Origin of the sequence: Catellatospora methionotrophica (assembly GCF_011297335.1) — a bacterium.
Classification (GTDB): Bacteria; Actinomycetota; Actinomycetes; order Mycobacteriales; family Micromonosporaceae; genus Catellatospora; species Catellatospora methionotrophica.
Genome location: NZ_JAAOTJ010000017.1, coordinates 40,709 through 57,882 on the forward strand (window position 1 = coordinate 40,709; position 17,174 = coordinate 57,882).

The 17,174-nt window shown below is 71.7% G+C and carries 18 protein-coding genes; 13 read left to right on the forward strand and 5 right to left on the reverse strand.

From position 1 onward, the window contains the following. Positions 1 to 15 precede the first annotated feature (15 nt). From HAV40_RS29055 to HAV40_RS29070, 4 genes are all read left to right on the forward strand, one after another. Positions 16 to 480: an NUDIX hydrolase gene (locus HAV40_RS29055; protein WP_166386809.1), complete on the forward strand. Its 465-nt coding sequence runs from the start codon at positions 16 to 18 to the stop codon at positions 478 to 480. Then, positions 474 to 1,166, forward strand: coding sequence for a ribonuclease HII (locus tag HAV40_RS29060; protein WP_166386811.1), 693 nt, complete (start codon positions 474 to 476; stop codon positions 1,164 to 1,166). Before HAV40_RS29055 ends, HAV40_RS29060 begins: the two co-directional genes overlap by 7 nt. 66 nt (positions 1,167 to 1,232) lie before the next feature. Then, on the forward strand, positions 1,233 to 1,550 hold the full coding sequence (locus HAV40_RS29065; protein WP_020523399.1) for a DUF2469 domain-containing protein: 318 nt from the start codon (positions 1,233 to 1,235) through the stop codon (positions 1,548 to 1,550). Between the two features lie 119 nt (positions 1,551 to 1,669). Further along, positions 1,670 to 2,230, forward strand: coding sequence for a murein hydrolase activator EnvC family protein (locus HAV40_RS29070; protein WP_166386813.1), 561 nt, complete (start codon positions 1,670 to 1,672; stop codon positions 2,228 to 2,230). A 94-nt stretch (positions 2,231 to 2,324) separates the two neighbouring features. On the opposite strand, the gene HAV40_RS29075 is transcribed toward HAV40_RS29070, so the two are convergent. The 4 genes from HAV40_RS29075 to HAV40_RS29090 all read right to left on the reverse strand — a co-directional run bounded on the left by HAV40_RS29075 (position 2,325) and on the right by HAV40_RS29090 (position 6,716). Next, complete coding sequence (locus tag HAV40_RS29075; protein WP_166386815.1) at positions 2,325 to 3,497, reverse strand: aminotransferase class V-fold PLP-dependent enzyme; 1,173 nt, start codon at positions 3,495 to 3,497, stop codon at positions 2,325 to 2,327. Between the two features lie 11 nt (positions 3,498 to 3,508). After that, positions 3,509 to 4,714, reverse strand: coding sequence for a DNA-processing protein DprA (gene dprA / locus HAV40_RS29080; RefSeq protein WP_239086920.1), 1,206 nt, complete (start codon positions 4,712 to 4,714; stop codon positions 3,509 to 3,511). Beyond that, on the reverse strand, positions 4,711 to 6,231 hold the full coding sequence (locus HAV40_RS29085; protein WP_166386817.1) for a YifB family Mg chelatase-like AAA ATPase: 1,521 nt from the start codon (positions 6,229 to 6,231) through the stop codon (positions 4,711 to 4,713). Before HAV40_RS29085 ends, dprA begins: the two co-directional genes overlap by 4 nt. Positions 6,232 to 6,356: 125 nt before the next feature. After that, positions 6,357 to 6,716 carry a YraN family protein gene (locus HAV40_RS29090; protein WP_166386819.1) on the reverse strand — a complete coding sequence of 120 codons (360 nt, stop codon included), beginning with the start codon at positions 6,714 to 6,716 and terminating at the stop codon, positions 6,357 to 6,359. 161 nt (positions 6,717 to 6,877) lie between these two features. On the opposite strand from HAV40_RS29090, the gene HAV40_RS29095 reads away from it, so the two are divergent. The 8 genes from HAV40_RS29095 to HAV40_RS29130 all read left to right on the forward strand — a co-directional run bounded on the left by HAV40_RS29095 (position 6,878) and on the right by HAV40_RS29130 (position 15,050). Continuing rightward, the gene (locus HAV40_RS29095) at positions 6,878 to 7,768 is read left to right on the forward strand and encodes a hypothetical protein (RefSeq protein WP_166386821.1); all 891 of its coding nucleotides are present in this window, start codon (positions 6,878 to 6,880) and stop codon (positions 7,766 to 7,768) included. Between the two features lie 255 nt (positions 7,769 to 8,023). After that, complete coding sequence (rpsB, locus tag HAV40_RS29100) at positions 8,024 to 8,905, forward strand: 30S ribosomal protein S2 (RefSeq protein ID WP_166386823.1); 882 nt, start codon at positions 8,024 to 8,026, stop codon at positions 8,903 to 8,905. A 78-nt stretch (positions 8,906 to 8,983) separates the two neighbouring features. Next, positions 8,984 to 9,811 (forward strand): translation elongation factor Ts, encoded by an 828-nt coding sequence (tsf, locus tag HAV40_RS29105; RefSeq protein WP_166386825.1) that lies wholly within the window; start codon positions 8,984 to 8,986, stop codon positions 9,809 to 9,811. 106 nt (positions 9,812 to 9,917) lie between these two features. Further along, positions 9,918 to 10,637, forward strand: coding sequence for a UMP kinase (gene pyrH, locus HAV40_RS29110; RefSeq protein ID WP_166386827.1), 720 nt, complete (start codon positions 9,918 to 9,920; stop codon positions 10,635 to 10,637). A gap of 444 nt (positions 10,638 to 11,081) precedes the next feature. Beyond that, complete coding sequence (gene frr, locus HAV40_RS29115) at positions 11,082 to 11,639, forward strand: ribosome recycling factor (protein WP_166386829.1); 558 nt, start codon at positions 11,082 to 11,084, stop codon at positions 11,637 to 11,639. Continuing rightward, the gene (locus HAV40_RS29120) at positions 11,639 to 12,706 is read left to right on the forward strand and encodes a phosphatidate cytidylyltransferase (RefSeq protein WP_166386831.1); all 1,068 of its coding nucleotides are present in this window, start codon (positions 11,639 to 11,641) and stop codon (positions 12,704 to 12,706) included. Before frr ends, HAV40_RS29120 begins: the two co-directional genes overlap by 1 nt. Before the next feature lie 108 nt (positions 12,707 to 12,814). Next, the gene (gene rlmN / locus HAV40_RS29125; RefSeq protein ID WP_166386833.1) at positions 12,815 to 13,942 is read left to right on the forward strand and encodes a dual-specificity RNA methyltransferase RlmN; all 1,128 of its coding nucleotides are present in this window, start codon (positions 12,815 to 12,817) and stop codon (positions 13,940 to 13,942) included. Between the two features lie 25 nt (positions 13,943 to 13,967). Further along, positions 13,968 to 15,050, forward strand: a complete 1,083-nt coding sequence (locus tag HAV40_RS29130) for a DivIVA domain-containing protein (protein ID WP_166386835.1) — start codon at positions 13,968 to 13,970, stop codon at positions 15,048 to 15,050. Positions 15,051 to 15,132: 82 nt separating this feature from the next. On the opposite strand, the gene HAV40_RS29135 is transcribed toward HAV40_RS29130, so the two are convergent. After that, positions 15,133 to 15,354 carry a DUF2631 domain-containing protein gene (locus HAV40_RS29135; protein WP_239086927.1) on the reverse strand — a complete coding sequence of 74 codons (222 nt, stop codon included), beginning with the start codon at positions 15,352 to 15,354 and terminating at the stop codon, positions 15,133 to 15,135. A gap of 204 nt (positions 15,355 to 15,558) precedes the next feature. Here HAV40_RS29135 and HAV40_RS29140 point away from each other — a divergent pair, with 204 nt between their 5' ends. Beyond that, the gene (locus HAV40_RS29140) at positions 15,559 to 17,136 is read left to right on the forward strand and encodes a Rieske 2Fe-2S domain-containing protein (RefSeq protein ID WP_166387000.1); all 1,578 of its coding nucleotides are present in this window, start codon (positions 15,559 to 15,561) and stop codon (positions 17,134 to 17,136) included. Positions 17,137 to 17,174: the final 38 nt, after the last annotated feature.

Consider the following 17,174-nt stretch of genomic DNA (forward strand, 5'->3'; position numbering starts at 1 on the left):
ATTAGGCTGCATGACATGCAGGTGGAGCGCCGGGCGAGGCGGGCCGGACGGGTGCTGTTGGTGAACGCGTCCGACCGGGTGCTGCTGTTCCGTGGCAGCGACCCCACGGCCCCCGACGTGAACTACTGGTTCACCCCCGGCGGTGGCCTGGACGACGGCGAGACGACCGCGCAGGCGGCGGCCCGTGAGCTGTACGAGGAGACCGGCCTGGCCGTGCCCGTCGAGAAGCTGGGGCCCGCGGTGCACTCGGAGGTCGCGCTGTTCTCGTTCGACGGCGTCGCCTACCGGCAGGAACAGGACTTCTATCTGGTACGGGTGCCGCAGTGGCGCGTGGACACCGGCGGCTTCGACGAGGTCGAGCGCCGGTGGGTGCACGCCCACGACTGGTGGAGCGTGCCGGAACTGCGCGAGACCGGCGAGATGATCTACCCGGCCGATCTGGTCGCGGTGCTGACCGGGGCGGGGGTCGGCCCGTGCTGAGCCCGTCGCGCCCGGTGCTGCGTACCGAAGGCGGCGTCTACGCCCTGGAGCGTGCGCTGCAGCGCCGCGGGTTCGCGGTGGTGGCCGGAGCCGACGAGGCGGGCCGTGGCGCCTGTGCGGGGCCTCTGGTGGCCGCGGCGGTGGTGCTGCCCGATACGAAGCGGGCCGAGATCGAGGGACTGACCGACTCGAAGCTGCTCACCGCGGCGTCGCGGGACCGGTTCTACGACATCGTCATGGCGACCGCGCTCGCGCACGCCGTGGTCGTCATCGGGCCCGACGAGATCGACGCGCGTGGCCTGCACGTGTGCAACGTGGCGGCGATGCGGCGCGCGCTGGCGGCGCTGACCACGCGCCCGGCGTACGTGCTGACCGACGGCTTCCCGGTCGACGGGCTCGGTGTGCCGAACCTCGCCGTGTGGAAGGGCGACCAGGTCGCGGCGTGTGTAGCGGCGGCCAGCGTGCTGGCGAAGGTGTCGCGCGACCGGATCATGACACAGCTCGATATGGTGTATCCGCAGTACGGCTTCGCGCTGCACAAGGGTTACAGCACCGCCGAGCACCAGGCGGCGCTGGAGGAGCACGGGCCGAGCCCCGTGCACCGGCGCTCGTACCAGAACGTGGCACGGGCGGAGCGGGTGCGCGGCGCGGCCGAGCTGACGGCGCCGACCGGCCTCCGTGGCTAAACGCGCGCCGCTGGGCGCGGCGCGGTACGGTTCATCGGCAGGATGTGGGCCGCAGGAGGGCGAACGATGAGCGCAGAGGATCTCGAGAAGTACGAGACCGACATGGAGCTGCAGCTCTACCGGGAGTATCGCGACATCGTGCGCCAATTCTCCTACGTGGTGGAGACGGAGCGGCGGTTCTACCTGGCCAACCAGGTGGACCTGCACGTGCGCAACTCTGACGGAGAGGTCTACTTCGAGGTCGAGATGCACGATGCCTGGGTATGGGACATGTATCGTCCTGCCCGGTTCGTGAAGAACGTCCGGGTAATGACCTTCAAGGACGTGAACGTCGAGGAGCTCGAGAAGCCCGACATCTCGCTGCCCACCGAAGGCGGATTCTGAGCATCCGGTCCTAGCACACCGGGCGCGTGATCGGGCGGTTGTCCCCAACCGCCCGGTTGTCCACAGGCGCGCCCGGCAGGCCCTCGTGAGCAGGCTCTACGGTCGGGCACGCTGCCGCGATGAGGACCCTGGCGCCCGTGGCGGCGCTTCTATCGATCATCGCCGTGTCCGCGCCGGTTCCTGATCCGCGTGCCACCACGACACAGGTGTCGGCGGTGCGTTACGTCGGCTCGGTGCCTGCTGGGGCACCGGTGTCGGGCGGGTGGCGGTGGCCGCTGGCGGGATCGCCGCGCCTGGTGCGGAGGTTCGATCCGCCCCCGCAGCCCTGGCTACCCGGCCATCGGGGCGTCGACCTGGCCGGGGCGGTGGAGTCGCCGGTGCTGGCCGCAGGTAGCGGAACCGTCGTCTACGCCGGAATGCTCGCCGGGCGGGGCGTCGTCAGCGTGGATCATCCGGGCGGTCTGCGCACCACCTACGAGCCCGTCACGCCGCTGGTCAAGGCCGGTGACACCGTCGCCGGAGGTACGCCGCTCGGCACGCTGTCCGCCGGGCATCCCGGCTGCCCTGCCACCGCCTGCCTGCACTGGGGCCTGCGGCGCGGCGCGATCTACCTCGACCCACTGGCCGTACTCGGCCTGGGCCGAGTCCGACTCCTACCCGGCGGCACTTCGACCCGCTGACCACGACCGCCCTCACGGCTCAACCGGCTGAAGATCGCTGTTTGAGGTCAAAACCTATGTTCTGGCCGCAGGTTCTGCCCTCAACCAGCGATCTTCAGCCGCCGTGTAGTAGGCGGGGGAGGTTTTCGGCGAGGCGGTCGTAGTCGGCGGGGTGGTTGTAGATCTGGGCGCTGATGCGGATGAAGGCCTGGTCGCGCCACCACATCACGTTGGGTTCGACGCCGAGTTCGACGCTGATCCGGGTGCGCAGCCTCGCCGTGTCGGTGACGTCGCGGGCAGCCCCGGCGGGCAGCGGCAGCAGGCGCATCGGCACCTCGGGGCCCGGATCGGGCAGCGCGTCCGGGTCCAGCCCCAGGGACTGGCCGATGATCCGCTGGCCGTACGCGGCGAGGGCGACGTTGTGGCGCTGGATAGCCTCGAAGCCGAAGCGGCCGAACATGTCGAGCCCGGCGGGTACGGCCAGCCAGGGGCTGTGGTCGAGGGTGCCCTGCTGCTCCAAAAACAGCGGGAAGCCGTCGGGCTGGGAGTGCGACACGACCAGCGGCACCATCCGGTCCCGCCAGTGCGGGGCGACCTGCAGCAGCGCCGCTCCCGGCGGGGCGAACGCCCACTTGTGCATGTTGCCCACCCAGAAGTCGGCCTCCAGACCGGCCACCGGACGGTCCAGCATGCCGGGCGCGTGCGCGCCATCGACCAGCAGCGGCACGCCCCGCTCGCGCAGCGCCGTGGCGAGCGCGTGCACGGGGTGGCGCTGCGCGGTGGCCGAGGACACCTGGTCGACGATCACCAGCCGGGTGCGCGGGCCGACCCGGTCGAGCACCGCGGTGACGGTGTCGGCTTCGGACGCGCCGAGCTCGACCGCCGCCGTCACGACGCGTACGCCGCGCCGCCGGTGCAGGTCGTCGACGGCCAGCTCGACGGCGTGGTAGCCGTGGTCGGTGACCACGATCTCGTCGCCCGCCCCTGCCGCCACCGCCGCCAGCGCCAGCGACGTGCCTGTGGTGGCGTTGGCGACGAACGCGCTGCCGGCCGGGTCCGCCCCGCAGAACGCCGCCGCGGCGTCACGAGCCCGTGCCACCCGGTCCCACAGGCCCGCGGTGACGAACCGGGTCGGATTGGCGTCGTGCTCGTCGATCAGCCGCTGCCGGGCCTCGCGCACCGGCACCGGCACCGCGCCGAACGAGCCGTGGTTGAGGTGCGCGACGGCCGGGTCGAGCGCGAACAGTTCGCGGGCGCCGTCCAGCGGGGCGGGTGGAACACCGGTCATGTACCCGGAGTCTAGGGCTTCCGGCCGGTCGGCAGGGGCCGGGCGAACCCGCCGCCGTGCTCACGCAGGTGCCCCCGCAGCGCCAGCGACGGCAGGATCGCCAGCGCCACGCGCAGCGACACCCCGGCGTCGATCGCGATCTGCTCCGCGTACGCCCCGCCGCGCCGTGGCACGGCGTCCACGAGCTGCCGCTCCACCGGGTCGAGGGCGTCGAGCGGCCGGTCCGCGCCGCGGGGCACCGGGGCCAGCTCGCCGATGCCGCCGACCTCCTCCAGCACCTGTGCCACGGTGGTGACCGGCCGTACCAGCTCGTGCGGTTCACGGCGTAGTTCCTCGTGGCAGCCGACGGACATCTCCGAGCTGATCGGGCCGGGCACCGCCATCGCGGCCCTGCGCAGCTGGCGGGCCCGGCGCAGGGTCTGCCGGGCCCCGCTGCGCGCCCCCGCCTCCACCAGCACCGTGCCCCGCGACAGCGCCGCGATGACCCGGTTACGGACGAGGAAGCGCACCTTGAACGGTGCGGTCCCCGGTGGCCATTCGCTGATCAGCAGGCCCTCCTCGGCGATCTGGTCGAACAGGGCGGTGTTGCTCAGCGGATACGGCCGGTCGACGCCGCAGGCCAGCACCGCGACGGTCACACCGCCGGCGGCGAGCGCGGCCCGGTGCGCGAACGCGTCGATGCCGTACGCGCCGCCGGACACCACCGACCAGCCCTGGTCGGCCAGCCCGTAGCCCAGTTCGGTCGCCGCGTGCGCGCCGTAGCCGGTGTTGGCCCGCGCGCCGACCATGGCCACGGACCGCTCGACGGCGTCGTCGAGCCGGTGCGGGCCGCGCAGCCACAGACACTGCGGCGGGTACGTGTCCCGGTCGATCGTGTGCGGGCCGTCGACGCTGATGTGCCGCAGATCGGCCAGCCGCGCGGGCCAATCGCCCGACTCGGGCGTCAGGATCCGTACGCCCAGCCGGTCCGAGCGCTCCCAGAGCTGGGCGGCGAACGCCGCGGGCGTGCGCCCGTGCAGCCGCAGCGCCGCCGCCTCGGCCAGCGGCCCGCTCTCGTGACCCCGGACCAGCCGGTCCAGCGCCTCGACCGGCCCGTACGCGGTGACCAGTTCGTGCAGGCGGCGACCGCCCGGCTCGACCAGGCCGCCCAGCACGATGCGGGCGTCGCGGACCGCCTGGTCGTCGGCCGCGCCGGCGGGTTCGTCGAGGATGTTCACAGGGTGCCTCCGTCGCGCAGGGTCAGGGCGATGTTGATCTCTTCTTTGCCGGGCCGGTCCAGGCCCGCCAGGTCGCTGAGGGTCCAGGCCATCCGCAGCACCCGGTCGTGCCCGCGGGCGGACATCGCCCCGGTGTCCAGCCGATGGCGCAGCTCGCCGGTGACGTCGTCGGGCAGCCGCCACCGGCGCTGGCGCAGCACGGTGCCGGGCACCTCGCCGTTGCAGCGCGCGCCCAGCCCGGCCCAGCGCGTGGCGGCGGTGTCCCGCGCCACCGCCACCCGCTGTGCCACCACCTGCGACGACTCGCGCAGGGACGCGTCGGTGAACAGGTGCGCGGCCTTCAGCGGCAGCAGCGTCAGCCGGATGTCGATGCGGTCCAGCAGCGGCCCCGAGACGCGGCCCAGGTAGCGCCGCTTCACCTGCGGCGTGCACGCGCACGCGGCGTCACCCGACGGGCGGGCGCACGGGCAGGGGTTGGCCGCGAGCACCAGCTGCACCTGCGCCGGATACACCACGACGCCGCGCGAGCGGCCCAGCGTGACCACCCCGCCCTCCAGCGGCTGGCGCAGCGTGTCCAGCGCCTGCCTGCTGAACTCGGGCGCTTCGTCCAGGAACAGGACACCCCGATGTGCCAGTGACAGTGCGCCGGGACGGGCGAGCCCGCTGCCGCCGCCGACCAGTGAAGCCACCGAACTGGTGTGGTGGGGTGCCTGGTAGGGCGGCCTGCGCAGCAGGGGCTCGCCGGGGGCGAGCGTCCCGGCGATCGAGTGCAGGGCGGTGACCTCGAGCGACGCCTCGTCGTCGAGCTGCGGCAGCAGCGACGGCAGCCGCCGCGCGAGCATGGTCTTGCCCGCGCCGGGTGGGCCGAACAGCGCCAGGTGATGCCCGCCCGCGGCGGCCAGTTCCACGCCGAGCCGTCCCATCTCCTGGCCCGCGACGTCGGCCAGGTCCGGTTCCGCCCGGCCCGGCAAGGGTGCGGCGTCCGGTGGTTCGAGCAGCGTGCAGCTGCCGCGCAGGAAGCCGATCACCCGGCCCAGCGTGTCCGCCGCGAGCACCCGCATGCCGGGCACGAGCGCCGCCTCGGCGGCGTTGCGGATCGGCACGATCGCCTTCGCGACCCCGTGGCGGGCGGCGGCCGCCACCATCGGCAGCACCCCGCGCACCGGCCGCACCGAACCGTCGAGTCCCAGCTCACCGAGCACCAGGACGCCGTCGAGCCCGGCCAGCGGCAGGGTGCCGGTGCCGCCGAGGATCGACAACGCGATGGGAAGATCAAATGATGATCCACGTTTGCGTAGGTCGGCCGGGTCCAGGTTGATCGAGATGCGCTGCTGCGGCCAGCGCTCGCCGGAGTTGGTGATCGCCGCGCGGACCCGCTCGCGTGCCTCGTTCAGGGCGGTGTCCGGCAGGCCGCTGAGGACCACCATCGGCAGACCCGGGGCGAGATCGGCCTCGACCCGCACGAGCTGCCCGGCCACACCTTCCAACGCGGCGCACAGCACCATCGCGTAGCTCACCGCGAACCCCCGCCCCGCCGGGCTCCGCGGACCCCGCGCCCGCGAACCCGCCCACTGCGCCCGCAAACCCGCCCGCTGGCCCGCCCACTGCGCCCGCTCATCCGCCTGCCTGTCGTTCGCGCACGTCAGAACGCTCCGCGGATGTGGTCGACGACCGGGTCGGCCCCGTGCGGGGCGTACACGCTGACGACGTCGAAGCGGACCTCGCTGGGGCGTACGCCGCTGACGGCCAGCCACTGCGCGGCGAGCTGGCGTAGCCGCCGGATCTTGGCGCGGGCCACCGCCTCGGCGGGTGTGCCGTACGTCGCACCGCGCCGCGTCTTCACCTCGCAGAAGACCACCGCGTTCCCGTCGCGCGCCACGATGTCGATCTCCCCGGCCGCGCCCCGCCAGTTCCGGTCGAGCAGCACCATGCCCGCGGCCAGTAGATGGGCCGCGGCCAGGCGTTCTCCCCAGGCGCCGAGGGCCTGTGTCACCTTCGTCATGGGTGCTGAGCGAACACGGGGACGGCCCGGATCGCCACGGTCGCCGGGTTGTCCGCTGTGGACGGTGTACCGCTTGTGGATATGCGCCTGATCATGTGGTTGATCTGTTAGGGCGGCCGGCTGTTGGCGTGAAGGTGAAATCTGCTCTACGGTTTGCGGCCGTGGACGGACATGACGACTTCGCCGACTGGCCGAGCCCCTTTCGCGAGCAGCGCGGCGGCCGGGACGACCGGCGCGCACCGGACCAGTACGCATACGACTTCGACGGGGAATCCCGGGTGCCCGCGCCCCGCTCCGGGGACAGCCGTTACGCCTCGCTGGCCGACCTGAGCAGCGGCTCCGGCAGCGGCCGCGACGATCGTGACTGGGACCGTGGCGGTGACCGCTACCAGGCTCCGGCCGACCCGGACTTCGCCCCGCGCGGCCAGCGTTCGGGCCAGGCGCTGCCGCCGGTGGACCAGGACTTCGCTCCGCGCGGATCGCGCTCGGGCGCGCCCCTGCCGCCCGCGGATCCGGACTTCGCGCCGCGCGGCCCGCGTCCCGGTGAGCCGGATCCGGACTTCGCGCCGCGCGGGCAGCGCCCGGCCGACCCGATGCCGGACATCGACTTCGCCCCGCGCAGCCCGCGCGAGCGCGGTCCGGTGTCACCGCCCGCCCTCATGGGCCCGCCCATGGGCAACCCCGACCCGATCCAGCAGCCGACGTCGACCGTGGACTCGGCCGCGGTGCGCCGCTCGGTGGCCGAGTCGGACGGGATCTACCGCAGCAAGCGACCCGCGCTGCTGGTGGCGTTCTGGGCGCTGGCCGGCTTCGGCGAGCTGATGATGCTGAAGTCGCTGCTGGCGGGCGTGCTCAAGACCGACGCGGAGCTCGTGCTGGGACCGCTGCTGGCGATGACGGCGTTCCCGTTCCTCGCCCTCGGCCTGTACGCCCTGACCACGGGCGCGGCCACGGCGGTGCAGTTCCAGGGCCCCCGGGTCTGGCTGCGCACGCCGCTGGCCTACCTGCTGGTGGGCGCGGTGCTGATGCTGGCGGCGGCCACCGCGGCCTGACGCCGCCGACCGCGTTCGCGGTGTCCCGGGCGAGGGTGATCCGGGGCACCGCGTACACTGGGTTATCGCGACCACTTCACGTGGTCGACTTCGCGCGCCCTCCCGCCTTAGACAGGCAGGGCGGCGGCCTCCCTGGTCCCCGTTAGCGGGGTTCCACCATGGCCGACGACCGGGCGCCAGGCGGCAGCCACCGGCTGCCGGTTCAACCAGGGAGAGCACGGGCCCCTGGCCCGTGCCGAGAAGATTGGCCTGCACATGGCTGTAGTCAGCATGCGTCAGCTGCTCGAGAGCGGCGTTCACTTCGGGCACCAGACCCGTCGCTGGAACCCGAAGATGAAGCGCTTCATCTTCACCGAGCGCAACGGCATCTACATCATCGACCTGCGCCAGACCCTCGACTACATCGAGAAGGCGTACGCGTTCGTCCGCACCACCGTCGCCGAGGGCGGCACCGTGCTGTTCGTCGGCACGAAGAAGCAGGCCCAGGAGGCCGTCGCCGAGCAGGCCGCGCGCGTGGGCATGCCCTACGTCAACCACCGCTGGCTGGGCGGCATGCTCACCAACTTCCAGACGGTGTACAAGCGCCTGCAGCGGATGAAGGAGCTGGAGTCGATCGACCTGACCGGCACCGCCGCTGGGTACACCAAGAAGGAGACCCTGCAGCTGTCGCGGGAGAAGACCAAGCTCACCAAGACCCTCGGTGGTCTGCGGGACATGACCAAGCTCCCGTCCGCGGTCTGGATCGTGGACACCAAGAAGGAGCACATCGCCGTCGACGAGGCCCGCAAGCTGGGCATCCCGGTGATCGCGATCCTGGACACGAACTGCGACCCGGACGAGGTCGACTTCCCGATCCCGGGCAACGACGACGCGATCCGCTCGGCCGAGCTGCTGACCAAGGTCATCGCGACCGCGGTCGCCGACGGCCTGATCGCCCGCTCGGGCAAGGCCGCTCGCGGCGGCGACGTCAAGCCGGAGCCCGGCACCGTCGCGGCCGACGAGCCGATGGCCGAGTGGGAGCAGGAGCTGCTGGCCGGAGACAAGCCGGCCGCTGCCGAGGCCCCCGTGGCCGAGGCTCCCGCGGCTGAGGCCGCGCCGGCCGATGAGGCCGCTCCCGCCGCGACCGCCGCTGAGTGACCCGCTGTCACACGGTGCGGATCTTCGATCTGCACCGTGTGATACGACTTGCGAAGTCTTCTACCAAAGAGGGAACTGATGTCCACTATTTCCGCTGCAGACGTCAAGCGGCTCCGTGAGCTGACCGGCTCCGGCATGATGGACTGCAAGAAGGCGCTCGAGGAGTCCGAGGGCGACTTCGACAAGGCTGTGGAGATCCTGCGCGTCAAGGGCGCCAAGGATGTCGGCAAGCGCGCCGGTCGGTCCACCGCCAACGGCCTGGTCGCCCACAAGGGCACCGCGCTGCTGGAGCTCAACTGCGAGACGGACTTCGTCGCCAAGAACGACGCGTTCATCGCGCTGGCCGAGCAGCTCGTCGCCCACGTCGCCGAGACCAAGCCGGCCGACGTGGAGGCGCTGCTCGCCTCGAAGATCGGTGACGGCACCGTCGCCGACCTGATGCAGGACCAGTCCGCCAAGATCGGCGAGAAGCTGGTCATCGGCCGCTTCGCGGTGCTGGAGGGCGCGGTCGCGGTCTACATGCACCGCAAGAGCGCCGACCTGCCCCCGCAGGTGGGTGTCGCGGTCCAGTTCAGCGGCAAGACCGACGAGGCCGGTGCGGACGACGCCCGCTCGGTCGCGATGCAGATCGCGGCCATGCGCCCGAAGTTCGTCACCCGTGACGAGGTGCCGGCCGAGGTCGTCGAGTCCGAGCGCCGCATCGCCGAGCAGACCGCTCGCGAGGAGGGCAAGCCCGAGGCCGCCCTGCCGAAGATCATCGAGGGTCGGGTGAACTCGTTCTTCAAGGACTTCGTCCTGATCGAGCAGCCGTCGGTCACCGACCAGAAGAAGACGGTGAAGCAGGTGCTGGCCGAGGCCGGTATCGAGGTCACCCGCTTCGCGCGGTTCGAGGTCGGCCAGGCCTGAGCCGCCCCGAGCGGAACGCACTAAGAAGGGAGGTCGCGGTGGCAGCCACGGCCTCCCTTTTCCATACCGTCGTCGGGGTCGCCGACGGTGAGACGAAAGGTCGCTGATGTCCGGACACCAGTTCAACCGGGTCGTGCTGAAGCTCTCCGGCGAGGTCTTCGGCGGTGGTGAGGTCGGCGTCGATCCGGACGTCGTGGCCGGGGTCGCCCGCCAGATCGCCACCGTGGTGCGCCGCGGCGTGCAGGTCGCCGTGGTCGTCGGCGGGGGCAACTTCTTCCGCGGCGCCGAACTGCAGAAGCGGGGCATGGACCGGGCCCGCGCCGACTACATGGGCATGCTGGGCACCGTGATGAACTGCCTGGCGCTGCAGGACTTCCTGGAGAAGGAGGGCATCGAGACGCGGGTGCAGACCGCGATCACGATGGCCCAGGTCGCGGAGCAGTACATCCCGCTGCGCGCCATCCGGCACCTGGAGAAAGGCCGCGTGGTCATCTTCGGCGGCGGCGCGGGTATGCCGTACTTCACCACCGACACCGTCTCGGCGCAGCGCGCGCTGGAGATCCACGCCGACGTGGTGCTGATGAGCAAGAACGGGGTGGACGCGGTGTACACCGCCGACCCGCGCACCAACCCCGACGCGGTGCGGATCGACCAGATCACGTTCAACGAGGTGTTGCGGCAGAACATCCGGGTGGCCGACGCCGCCGCGTTCAGCCTCTGCGCCGACAACGGCCTGCCGATGCTCGTGTTCGGCGCCGAGGGCGACGACACCATCGTCCGCGCCGTCAGCGGCGACAAGATCGGCACCCTGATCACCGCCTCCTGACCCACCCCACCCACCCCCGCCCCCCCGACCCCCGCCCGGCCTCCGGCCGCCCCGGCCCAGTGCCGCAACTCTTAAAGAGTCGCGGCATCAGCCCTGCCCGGTAGGCGCGACTCTTTAAGAGTTGCGACGGGCGGTCGGGGTGGTGGGGGAGGGGTGGGCTTGTGGGAGGGGTGGGGTGGACGCCTCGCGCGGGGGCGGAGGTGGCGGGCGGTACCCTATGGCCGCGTGACGGACGGGTTCTGGGCGTGGACGGGTGCGCGGGTGCGGACACGTTCACGCGGTCTCGGACGTGATGCGGGCATCATGCCGCCGTCAGGCGCATGATCGAAGACAGAGCACAGCACGGAGTCAGTGCCCGGCGACCAGGTCGCCGCGGAACGGGGCCCACAGGCTGCCGCGCCGCCACCGGTCGGACGCGGCACACGATCAGAGACGGAGAAGCCCGTGATCGACGACACCCTCCTCGAGGCCGAGGAGAAGATGGACCGGGCGGTCGAGCACGCGAAGGAGGAGTTCGCGGCGATCCGCACCGGCCGGGCCAACGCGGCGATGTTCTCCCGGATCGTGATCGACTACTACGGCACGCCCACCCCGCTGCCGCAGATGGCGTCGATCGGCGTGCCCGAGCCGCGCATGGTGATCATCAAGCCGTACGACGCGTCCCAGCTGGGCGCCATGGAGCGCGCGATCCGTGACTCGGACCTGGGGGTCAACCCCGGCAACGAGGGCACCCAGCTGCGCATCCTCGTGCCGCCGATGACCGAGGAGCGCCGCCGCGACATGACCAAGGTCGCCCGCGGCAAGGGCGAGGACGCCAAGGTCGCCATCCGCAACGTGCGCCGCAAGGGCAAGGAAGAACTCGACCGCATCGTCAAGGACGGCGAGGCGGGCGAGGACGACGGGCGCCGGGCGGAGAAGGAGCTCGACGACCTGACCGCCAGGTACACGGCGCAGATCGACGAGCTCATCAAGCACAAGGAAGTCGAGCTGCTCGAAGTCTGATGAGCGAGCCATACGACACGGACCCTCGCCGGTCCGGCGCTTCCCGGGCGCGGCAGCCCTACGATGCCGCGCCCGACGCGTATACCGACCCCTCCGACCTTCCCGCCGACGAGCCGCGGGGTGGCCGCCGCCGCCGTGAGGACGCGGACCGCGCCACCGCCGGCGACGACACCGGTCACGGCGACTCCGGTCACGGTGACTCGGGCAGCGGCGACTCCGCCGCGACCGGCGAGCGGGCCGAGCCGCCCAAGGACTACGGCCGGGCCGGGCGCAACGTGCCCGTCTCGATCCTGGTCGCGGTCGGGCTGCTGCTGGTCATCCTGACGCCGCTGTTCTTCTTCAAGCCGCTGTTCCTGGTCATCCTGGTGGCCGCCGCGGGCCTGGGCATCTGGGAGATGACCCGTGCCCTGCGCACCTCCGGCGCACGGCCGCCGCTGATCCCGCTGCTCGGCGGTGGCGTGGCGATGATCTGCCTGGCCTGGTTCTCCGGCGTCGACGCGCTCAGCATCGGCCTGCTGATCACCGTGCTGGCCACGATGGTGTGGCGGATGGGCGACGGCCCGGCCGGTTACCAGCGGGACATGGGCGCGGCCGCGCTGATCATGGTGTACGTCCCGTTCCTGCTCGGTTTCGCCGCTCCGCTGACCACGCCGGAGGACGGCAAGTGGCGGATCCTGGCGACGCTGGCCGCGGTCGTGCTCTCCGACACCGGCGGGTTCGTGTCGGGCGTGCTGTTCGGCAAGCACCCGATGGCCCCGACGATCAGCCCGAAGAAGTCCTGGGAGGGCTTCGCCGGCTCGATCGTCGCCACCGGCGTGGGCAGCGCGGCGATCCTGTGGGCGCTACTGGACGTCGCACCGTGGAAGGGCGTGCTGTTCGGCATGGTGGTCTCGGTCGCGGCGGTGCTCGGCGACCTGGCCGAGTCGCTGCTGAAGCGGGACCTCGGCATCAAGGACATGAGCAACATCCTGCCCGGTCACGGCGGCATCATGGATCGGCTCGACTCCATCGTGTTCGCCGTGCCGACGGCGTACCTGTTGCTGTCCGTGCTCGCCCCACCGGCGTGAGGTGAGACACAGCGGGCGGCGCAGGCAGGCGTGGCAAGACCCCGAGCAGCACTGTTGGCACCATCGAGGGCTATCGCCCTCGTGCGGACGTGGGACACTGGATCAGTCATGACGAGCCTTCCGTTGATTTCCGTTACCGATGGTGACGGCGCGACCGCGCGCCGCTCCTCCATGCCGCCGCGCCACCTCGCCGACCTGGATCTGGCCGGTCGGCGCAGCGCCGTGTCCGAGCTGGGTGAGCAGGCCTTCCGCGCCACCCAGCTGTCGACGCACTACTTCGGGCGGCTGGAGCGCGACCCGGCCGGCATGACCGACATCCCGGCCGCGGCCCGCGACCGGCTGACCGAGCAGCTGCTGCCGAAGCTGCTGACCCCGGTCCGCGAGCTCGCCTGCGACGACGGCGAGACCCGCAAGGCGCTCTGGCGGCTGCACGACAACTCGCTGGTCGAGAGCGTGCTGATGGGCTACGGCGACCGGGTCACCGTCTGCATCTCCAGCCAGGCCGGCTGCGGCATGGCGTGCCCGTTCTGCGCCACCGGGCAGGCGGGGCTGACCCGCAACCTGTCCACCGCCGAGATCGTCGACCAGGTGGTGTACCTCGCCGGGGTCGCGCAGTCGGGCGTGATGGGCGGCGAGGCCCGCCGGCTGAGCAACGTCGTCTTCATGGGCATGGGCGAGCCGCTGGCCAACTACAACCGGGTCATCGCCGCGGTGCGCCGCCTGACCAGCCCCTCGCCCGAGGGCCTGGGGCTGTCCCAGCGGCACATCACGGTCTCCACGGTGGGTCTGGTCCCCGCGATGCGCAAGCTCGCCGAGGAAGACCTCTCCGTGACTCTTGCGCTCTCGCTGCACGCGCCCGATGATGACCTTCGCGACGAACTCGTGCCGGTGAACCAGCGGTGGAAGGTCGCCGAAGTCCTCGACGCCGCGTGGGCGTACGCCGCCCGCACCGGCCGCCGGGTCAGCATCGAGTACGCCATGATCAGGGACGTGAACGACCAGCCGTGGCGGGCGGACCTGCTGGGTCGCCTGCTGGCGGGGCGGCTGGCGCACGTCAATCTCATCCCGCTCAACCCCACGCCCGGCAGCAAGTGGGACGCGAGTCCCAAGCCGGTCGAGCGGGAGTTCGTCCGGAGGTTGCGTGCGGCCGGAGTGGCCACTACGGTGCGTGACACCCGGGGACGCGAGATTGACGGCGCATGTGGACAGTTGGCTGCGAGCGAGGTTGAGGCATGAGCGGTAACAGGATTGAGGTTTCGTCGTGAGCTCGCATGGTCAGCGGTTCCGGCGCCGGGCGGTGCGCCGCGGATACAAGGTCGACGAGGTCGACACCTTCCTGGACCGGGTGGAGGCGACGCTCAACGGCGCCCCGGTCGGTCCGGACGTGAGGTCGCAGGAGGTCCGGGACGTCGTGTTCCGGGTGCGCTTCGGCGGATACGACGAGTGGCAGGTCGACCTGCACCTCGACCGGGTCGAGCGCCAGCTCGCCGAGCTGGAGGAGCGCCCTGCCGCGCCCGGCCGCGGCGCCGAGCTGCGGGCCAACATGGCCGCGCCGACCCCGGCCCCCGCTCCCGTGCCGGACCGGATGGGACCGCCGCCTCCGCCGCTGCCGACCCGCACGCCCGCCGCCAACGCGCCGACGGGCGCGCCGCGCTACGAGCAGCCGCGCTTCGACGAGCAGCCCTCCTACGCGGGTCAGCCCGGGATGGGCGGCCCGAACACGGGCGGCCAGGTGCCCGTGGTCCCGCCGGGTCCGCAGGGCAGCTTCGACGGCTTCGGCGGCGGTCACGGCCGCGCCGACATGACCAGCGAGATCCGGATGGAGCGGCCGCAGCCGCCGCGTATGCCCGAGCCGCCCCGCAACGAGCCCCCGCGCGTCGACCCGTACGGGCCGAGCAGCGGTTTCGGCTCCGTCACCGCGCAGCAGCCGGTGTACGGCGGTGCGCCGCAGCGCGGCGGTTACGACAGTGACGCCACGAACACGTTCGGCGCGGTGCCCCCGGCCTCGGCCAACCCGTCCACGTACGGTGGCGGCGGCGGTTTCGCGCCCCCGCCTCCGCCGCCTCCGGCCGCCCCCGCGGGCCCGGCCTACACGGGCGAGCTGGCCCGGGTGGACCAGCTGCGGCGTACGTTCCAGCTGCGCCGGTTCGGCAGCGGCTACGACCCGCAGCAGGTCGACCGGCTGTTCGAGAACGTCCTGGGCTCGCTGTCCGGGCGCACCGGCGGCACGGTCAACGAGGGCGAGCTCGACGCGGGCCGCCTGAACCTGGTGCCGGGCGGCTACTACGAGGCCGAGGTCGAGCAGGCGCTGCGCGAGGTGCGCGACATCGTCGGCAGGCGCTGACCGCGTAAAGCGTGACGGCCCCGGCCGCAGCCCTCAGGGGCGCGGCCGGGGCCGTTCTTGCATTTCAGCCGCTCAGGGCACGTCAGTCGCGCAGGCCGTTGCGGCGCAGCACGATGTCGATGATCATGATCACGGCGAGGAGCCCGGCGATGCCGATCAGCCAGATGGACTCGACGTTGCCCTCGTGGTTGCCGAACAGCATCAGCAGCAGCATGACGATGACCACGGTCCCAGCGATCCGGGCGGCCTTCACCGGGGTGGGAGCGTGCTGGTCGGGCGAGGTTACCGGCTCTTCTGCGGCCACGATCAGGTCCTTCTCTCTCGACTCCAGGCCTCCGCCGACGGCGCGCGTCGCGGTGGCGGCAATACAGTCTGGCATGGCGTGATCCTTTAGGTCGGGGGGAGTCCGGCATCCCGCCGCAGCGGTGGCGGTGAACGGGCCCACCGGAGCGCTCAGGTAGCGTCTATCAGGTCCACTACGGGGCGAGAAGGGAAACGGGCAGTGCGGATCACGGGTACGGGACACGCCAGCATGCGGATCGACACGGCGGCGGGTTCGATCCTGTGCGATCCGTGGGTGAACCCGGCGTACTTCGCCTCGTGGTTCCCCTTCCCCGACAACTCTCAGCTCGACTGGGAGCACCTCGGCGACGTCGACTACCTGTACGTGTCGCACCTGCACCGGGATCACTTCGACGCGGCGCACCTCAAGCGCTTCGTGAACAAGAAGGCCACCGTGCTGCTGCCGGAGTACCCGACCTCGCAGCTGGAGGACGAGCTGCGGGCGCTGGGCTTCACCAGCTTCTTCAAGACCGTGTCCGACGAGGTCCACGAACTCGACGGCGGCCTCAAGGTCATGATCCAGGCGCTGATCTCGCCGACCGACGGCCCGATCGGCGACTCGTCGCTGTGGGTCGAGCACGACGGCGTACGCGTGCTCAACCAGAACGACGCCCGTCCCACCGACCTGATCCGCTTCACCGAGCTGGGTCACGTGCACGCGCACATGCTCCAGTTCTCGGGCGCGATCTGGTATCCGATGGTCTACGAGCTGCCGCAGGCGGCCAAGACGGCGTTCGGCAAGCAGAAGCGCGAGCGGCAGTACGACCGCACCTGGCGCTACATCGACGACCTGAAGGCGTCGTACGTGTTCCCGATCGCGGGCCCGCCGTGCTTCCTCGACGACGAGCTGTGGCAGTTCAACGACATCCACGGCGACGAGGGCAACATCTTCCCCGATCAGGCCGACTTCGTCCGGGAGTACGCCAAGGTCGGCGGGACCAACGGCGTGGTGCTGCTGCCGGGCTCGGTGTCGGCGCTGACCGGGGACACGTGCGAGACCACGCACCCGGTGCCGGACCTGGAGGAGTTCTTCGCCCGCAAGGAGGAGCACCTCAAGGCGTACCAGGAGCGGCAGCGGGTGGTCATCGAGCGGGAGAAGGCGTCCTGGTCGCACCCGGAGATCGACGTGCTGGCCGGCATGAAGGCGCGCATCGAACCGCTGCTGGACGAGTCGGTCCGGCTGGCCCAGGGCGTGGGCGGCCCGGTGCGCTTCGACCTGACCGACGCGGCGGGTGAGCTGGTCGAGTCGATCCTGGTGGACTTCCCGAACAAGGAGGTCCGGATCGCGGCCGACGAGAAGGTCCGCTACCGCTTCCGGACCGAGCGCCGCCTGATCGAGCACCTGCTGCATATCGACGAGGGCGACTGGGTGAACTCGCTGTTCCTGTCCTGCCGCTTCTCGGCGGCGCGGATCGGGCAGTACAACGAGTTCGTGTACGCGTTCTTCAAGTGCCTGTCCGAGGAGCGCCTGCAGTACGCCGAGGGCTGGTACGAGTCGCAGCGGCCCGACGCCGAGGACATCACCGTGGGCGACTGGTCGTTCCAGCGTCGCTGCCCGCACCTCAAGGCCGACCTGACCCGCTTCGGCATCGTCGAGGGCGACCAGCTCACCTGTCAGCTGCACGGCTGGAAGTGGAACCTGGCCACCGGCCGCTGCCTGACCAGTGTCGGCCACGAGATCCGCTCGGAGCCCGCCGGACAGGCCGGTGCGGTGCAGGCTCCCGCCCCGGCGACGGCCGCCTAGCGCACGCGCGACCCGGCCGCTGCCGAGAACTCGGGCGC

Coding starts and splice junctions, on each gene's coding strand:
- HAV40_RS29055 (WP_166386809.1), top strand. CDS start 16: ATGCAGGTGGAGCGCCGGGCGAGGCGGGCCGGACGGGTGCTGTTGGTG.
- HAV40_RS29065 (WP_020523399.1), top strand. CDS start 1,233: ATGAGCGCAGAGGATCTCGAGAAGTACGAGACCGACATGGAGCTGCAG.
- HAV40_RS29070 (WP_166386813.1), top strand. CDS start 1,670: ATGAGGACCCTGGCGCCCGTGGCGGCGCTTCTATCGATCATCGCCGTG.
- HAV40_RS29075 (WP_166386815.1), bottom strand. CDS start 3,497: ATGACCGGTGTTCCACCCGCCCCGCTGGACGGCGCCCGCGAACTGTTC.
- HAV40_RS29090 (WP_166386819.1), bottom strand. CDS start 6,716: ATGACGAAGGTGACACAGGCCCTCGGCGCCTGGGGAGAACGCCTGGCC.
- rpsB (WP_166386823.1), top strand. CDS start 8,024: ATGGCTGTAGTCAGCATGCGTCAGCTGCTCGAGAGCGGCGTTCACTTC.
- tsf (WP_166386825.1), top strand. CDS start 8,984: ATGTCCACTATTTCCGCTGCAGACGTCAAGCGGCTCCGTGAGCTGACC.
- pyrH (WP_166386827.1), top strand. CDS start 9,918: ATGTCCGGACACCAGTTCAACCGGGTCGTGCTGAAGCTCTCCGGCGAG.
- HAV40_RS29120 (WP_166386831.1), top strand. CDS start 11,639: ATGAGCGAGCCATACGACACGGACCCTCGCCGGTCCGGCGCTTCCCGG.
- rlmN (WP_166386833.1), top strand. CDS start 12,815: ATGACGAGCCTTCCGTTGATTTCCGTTACCGATGGTGACGGCGCGACC.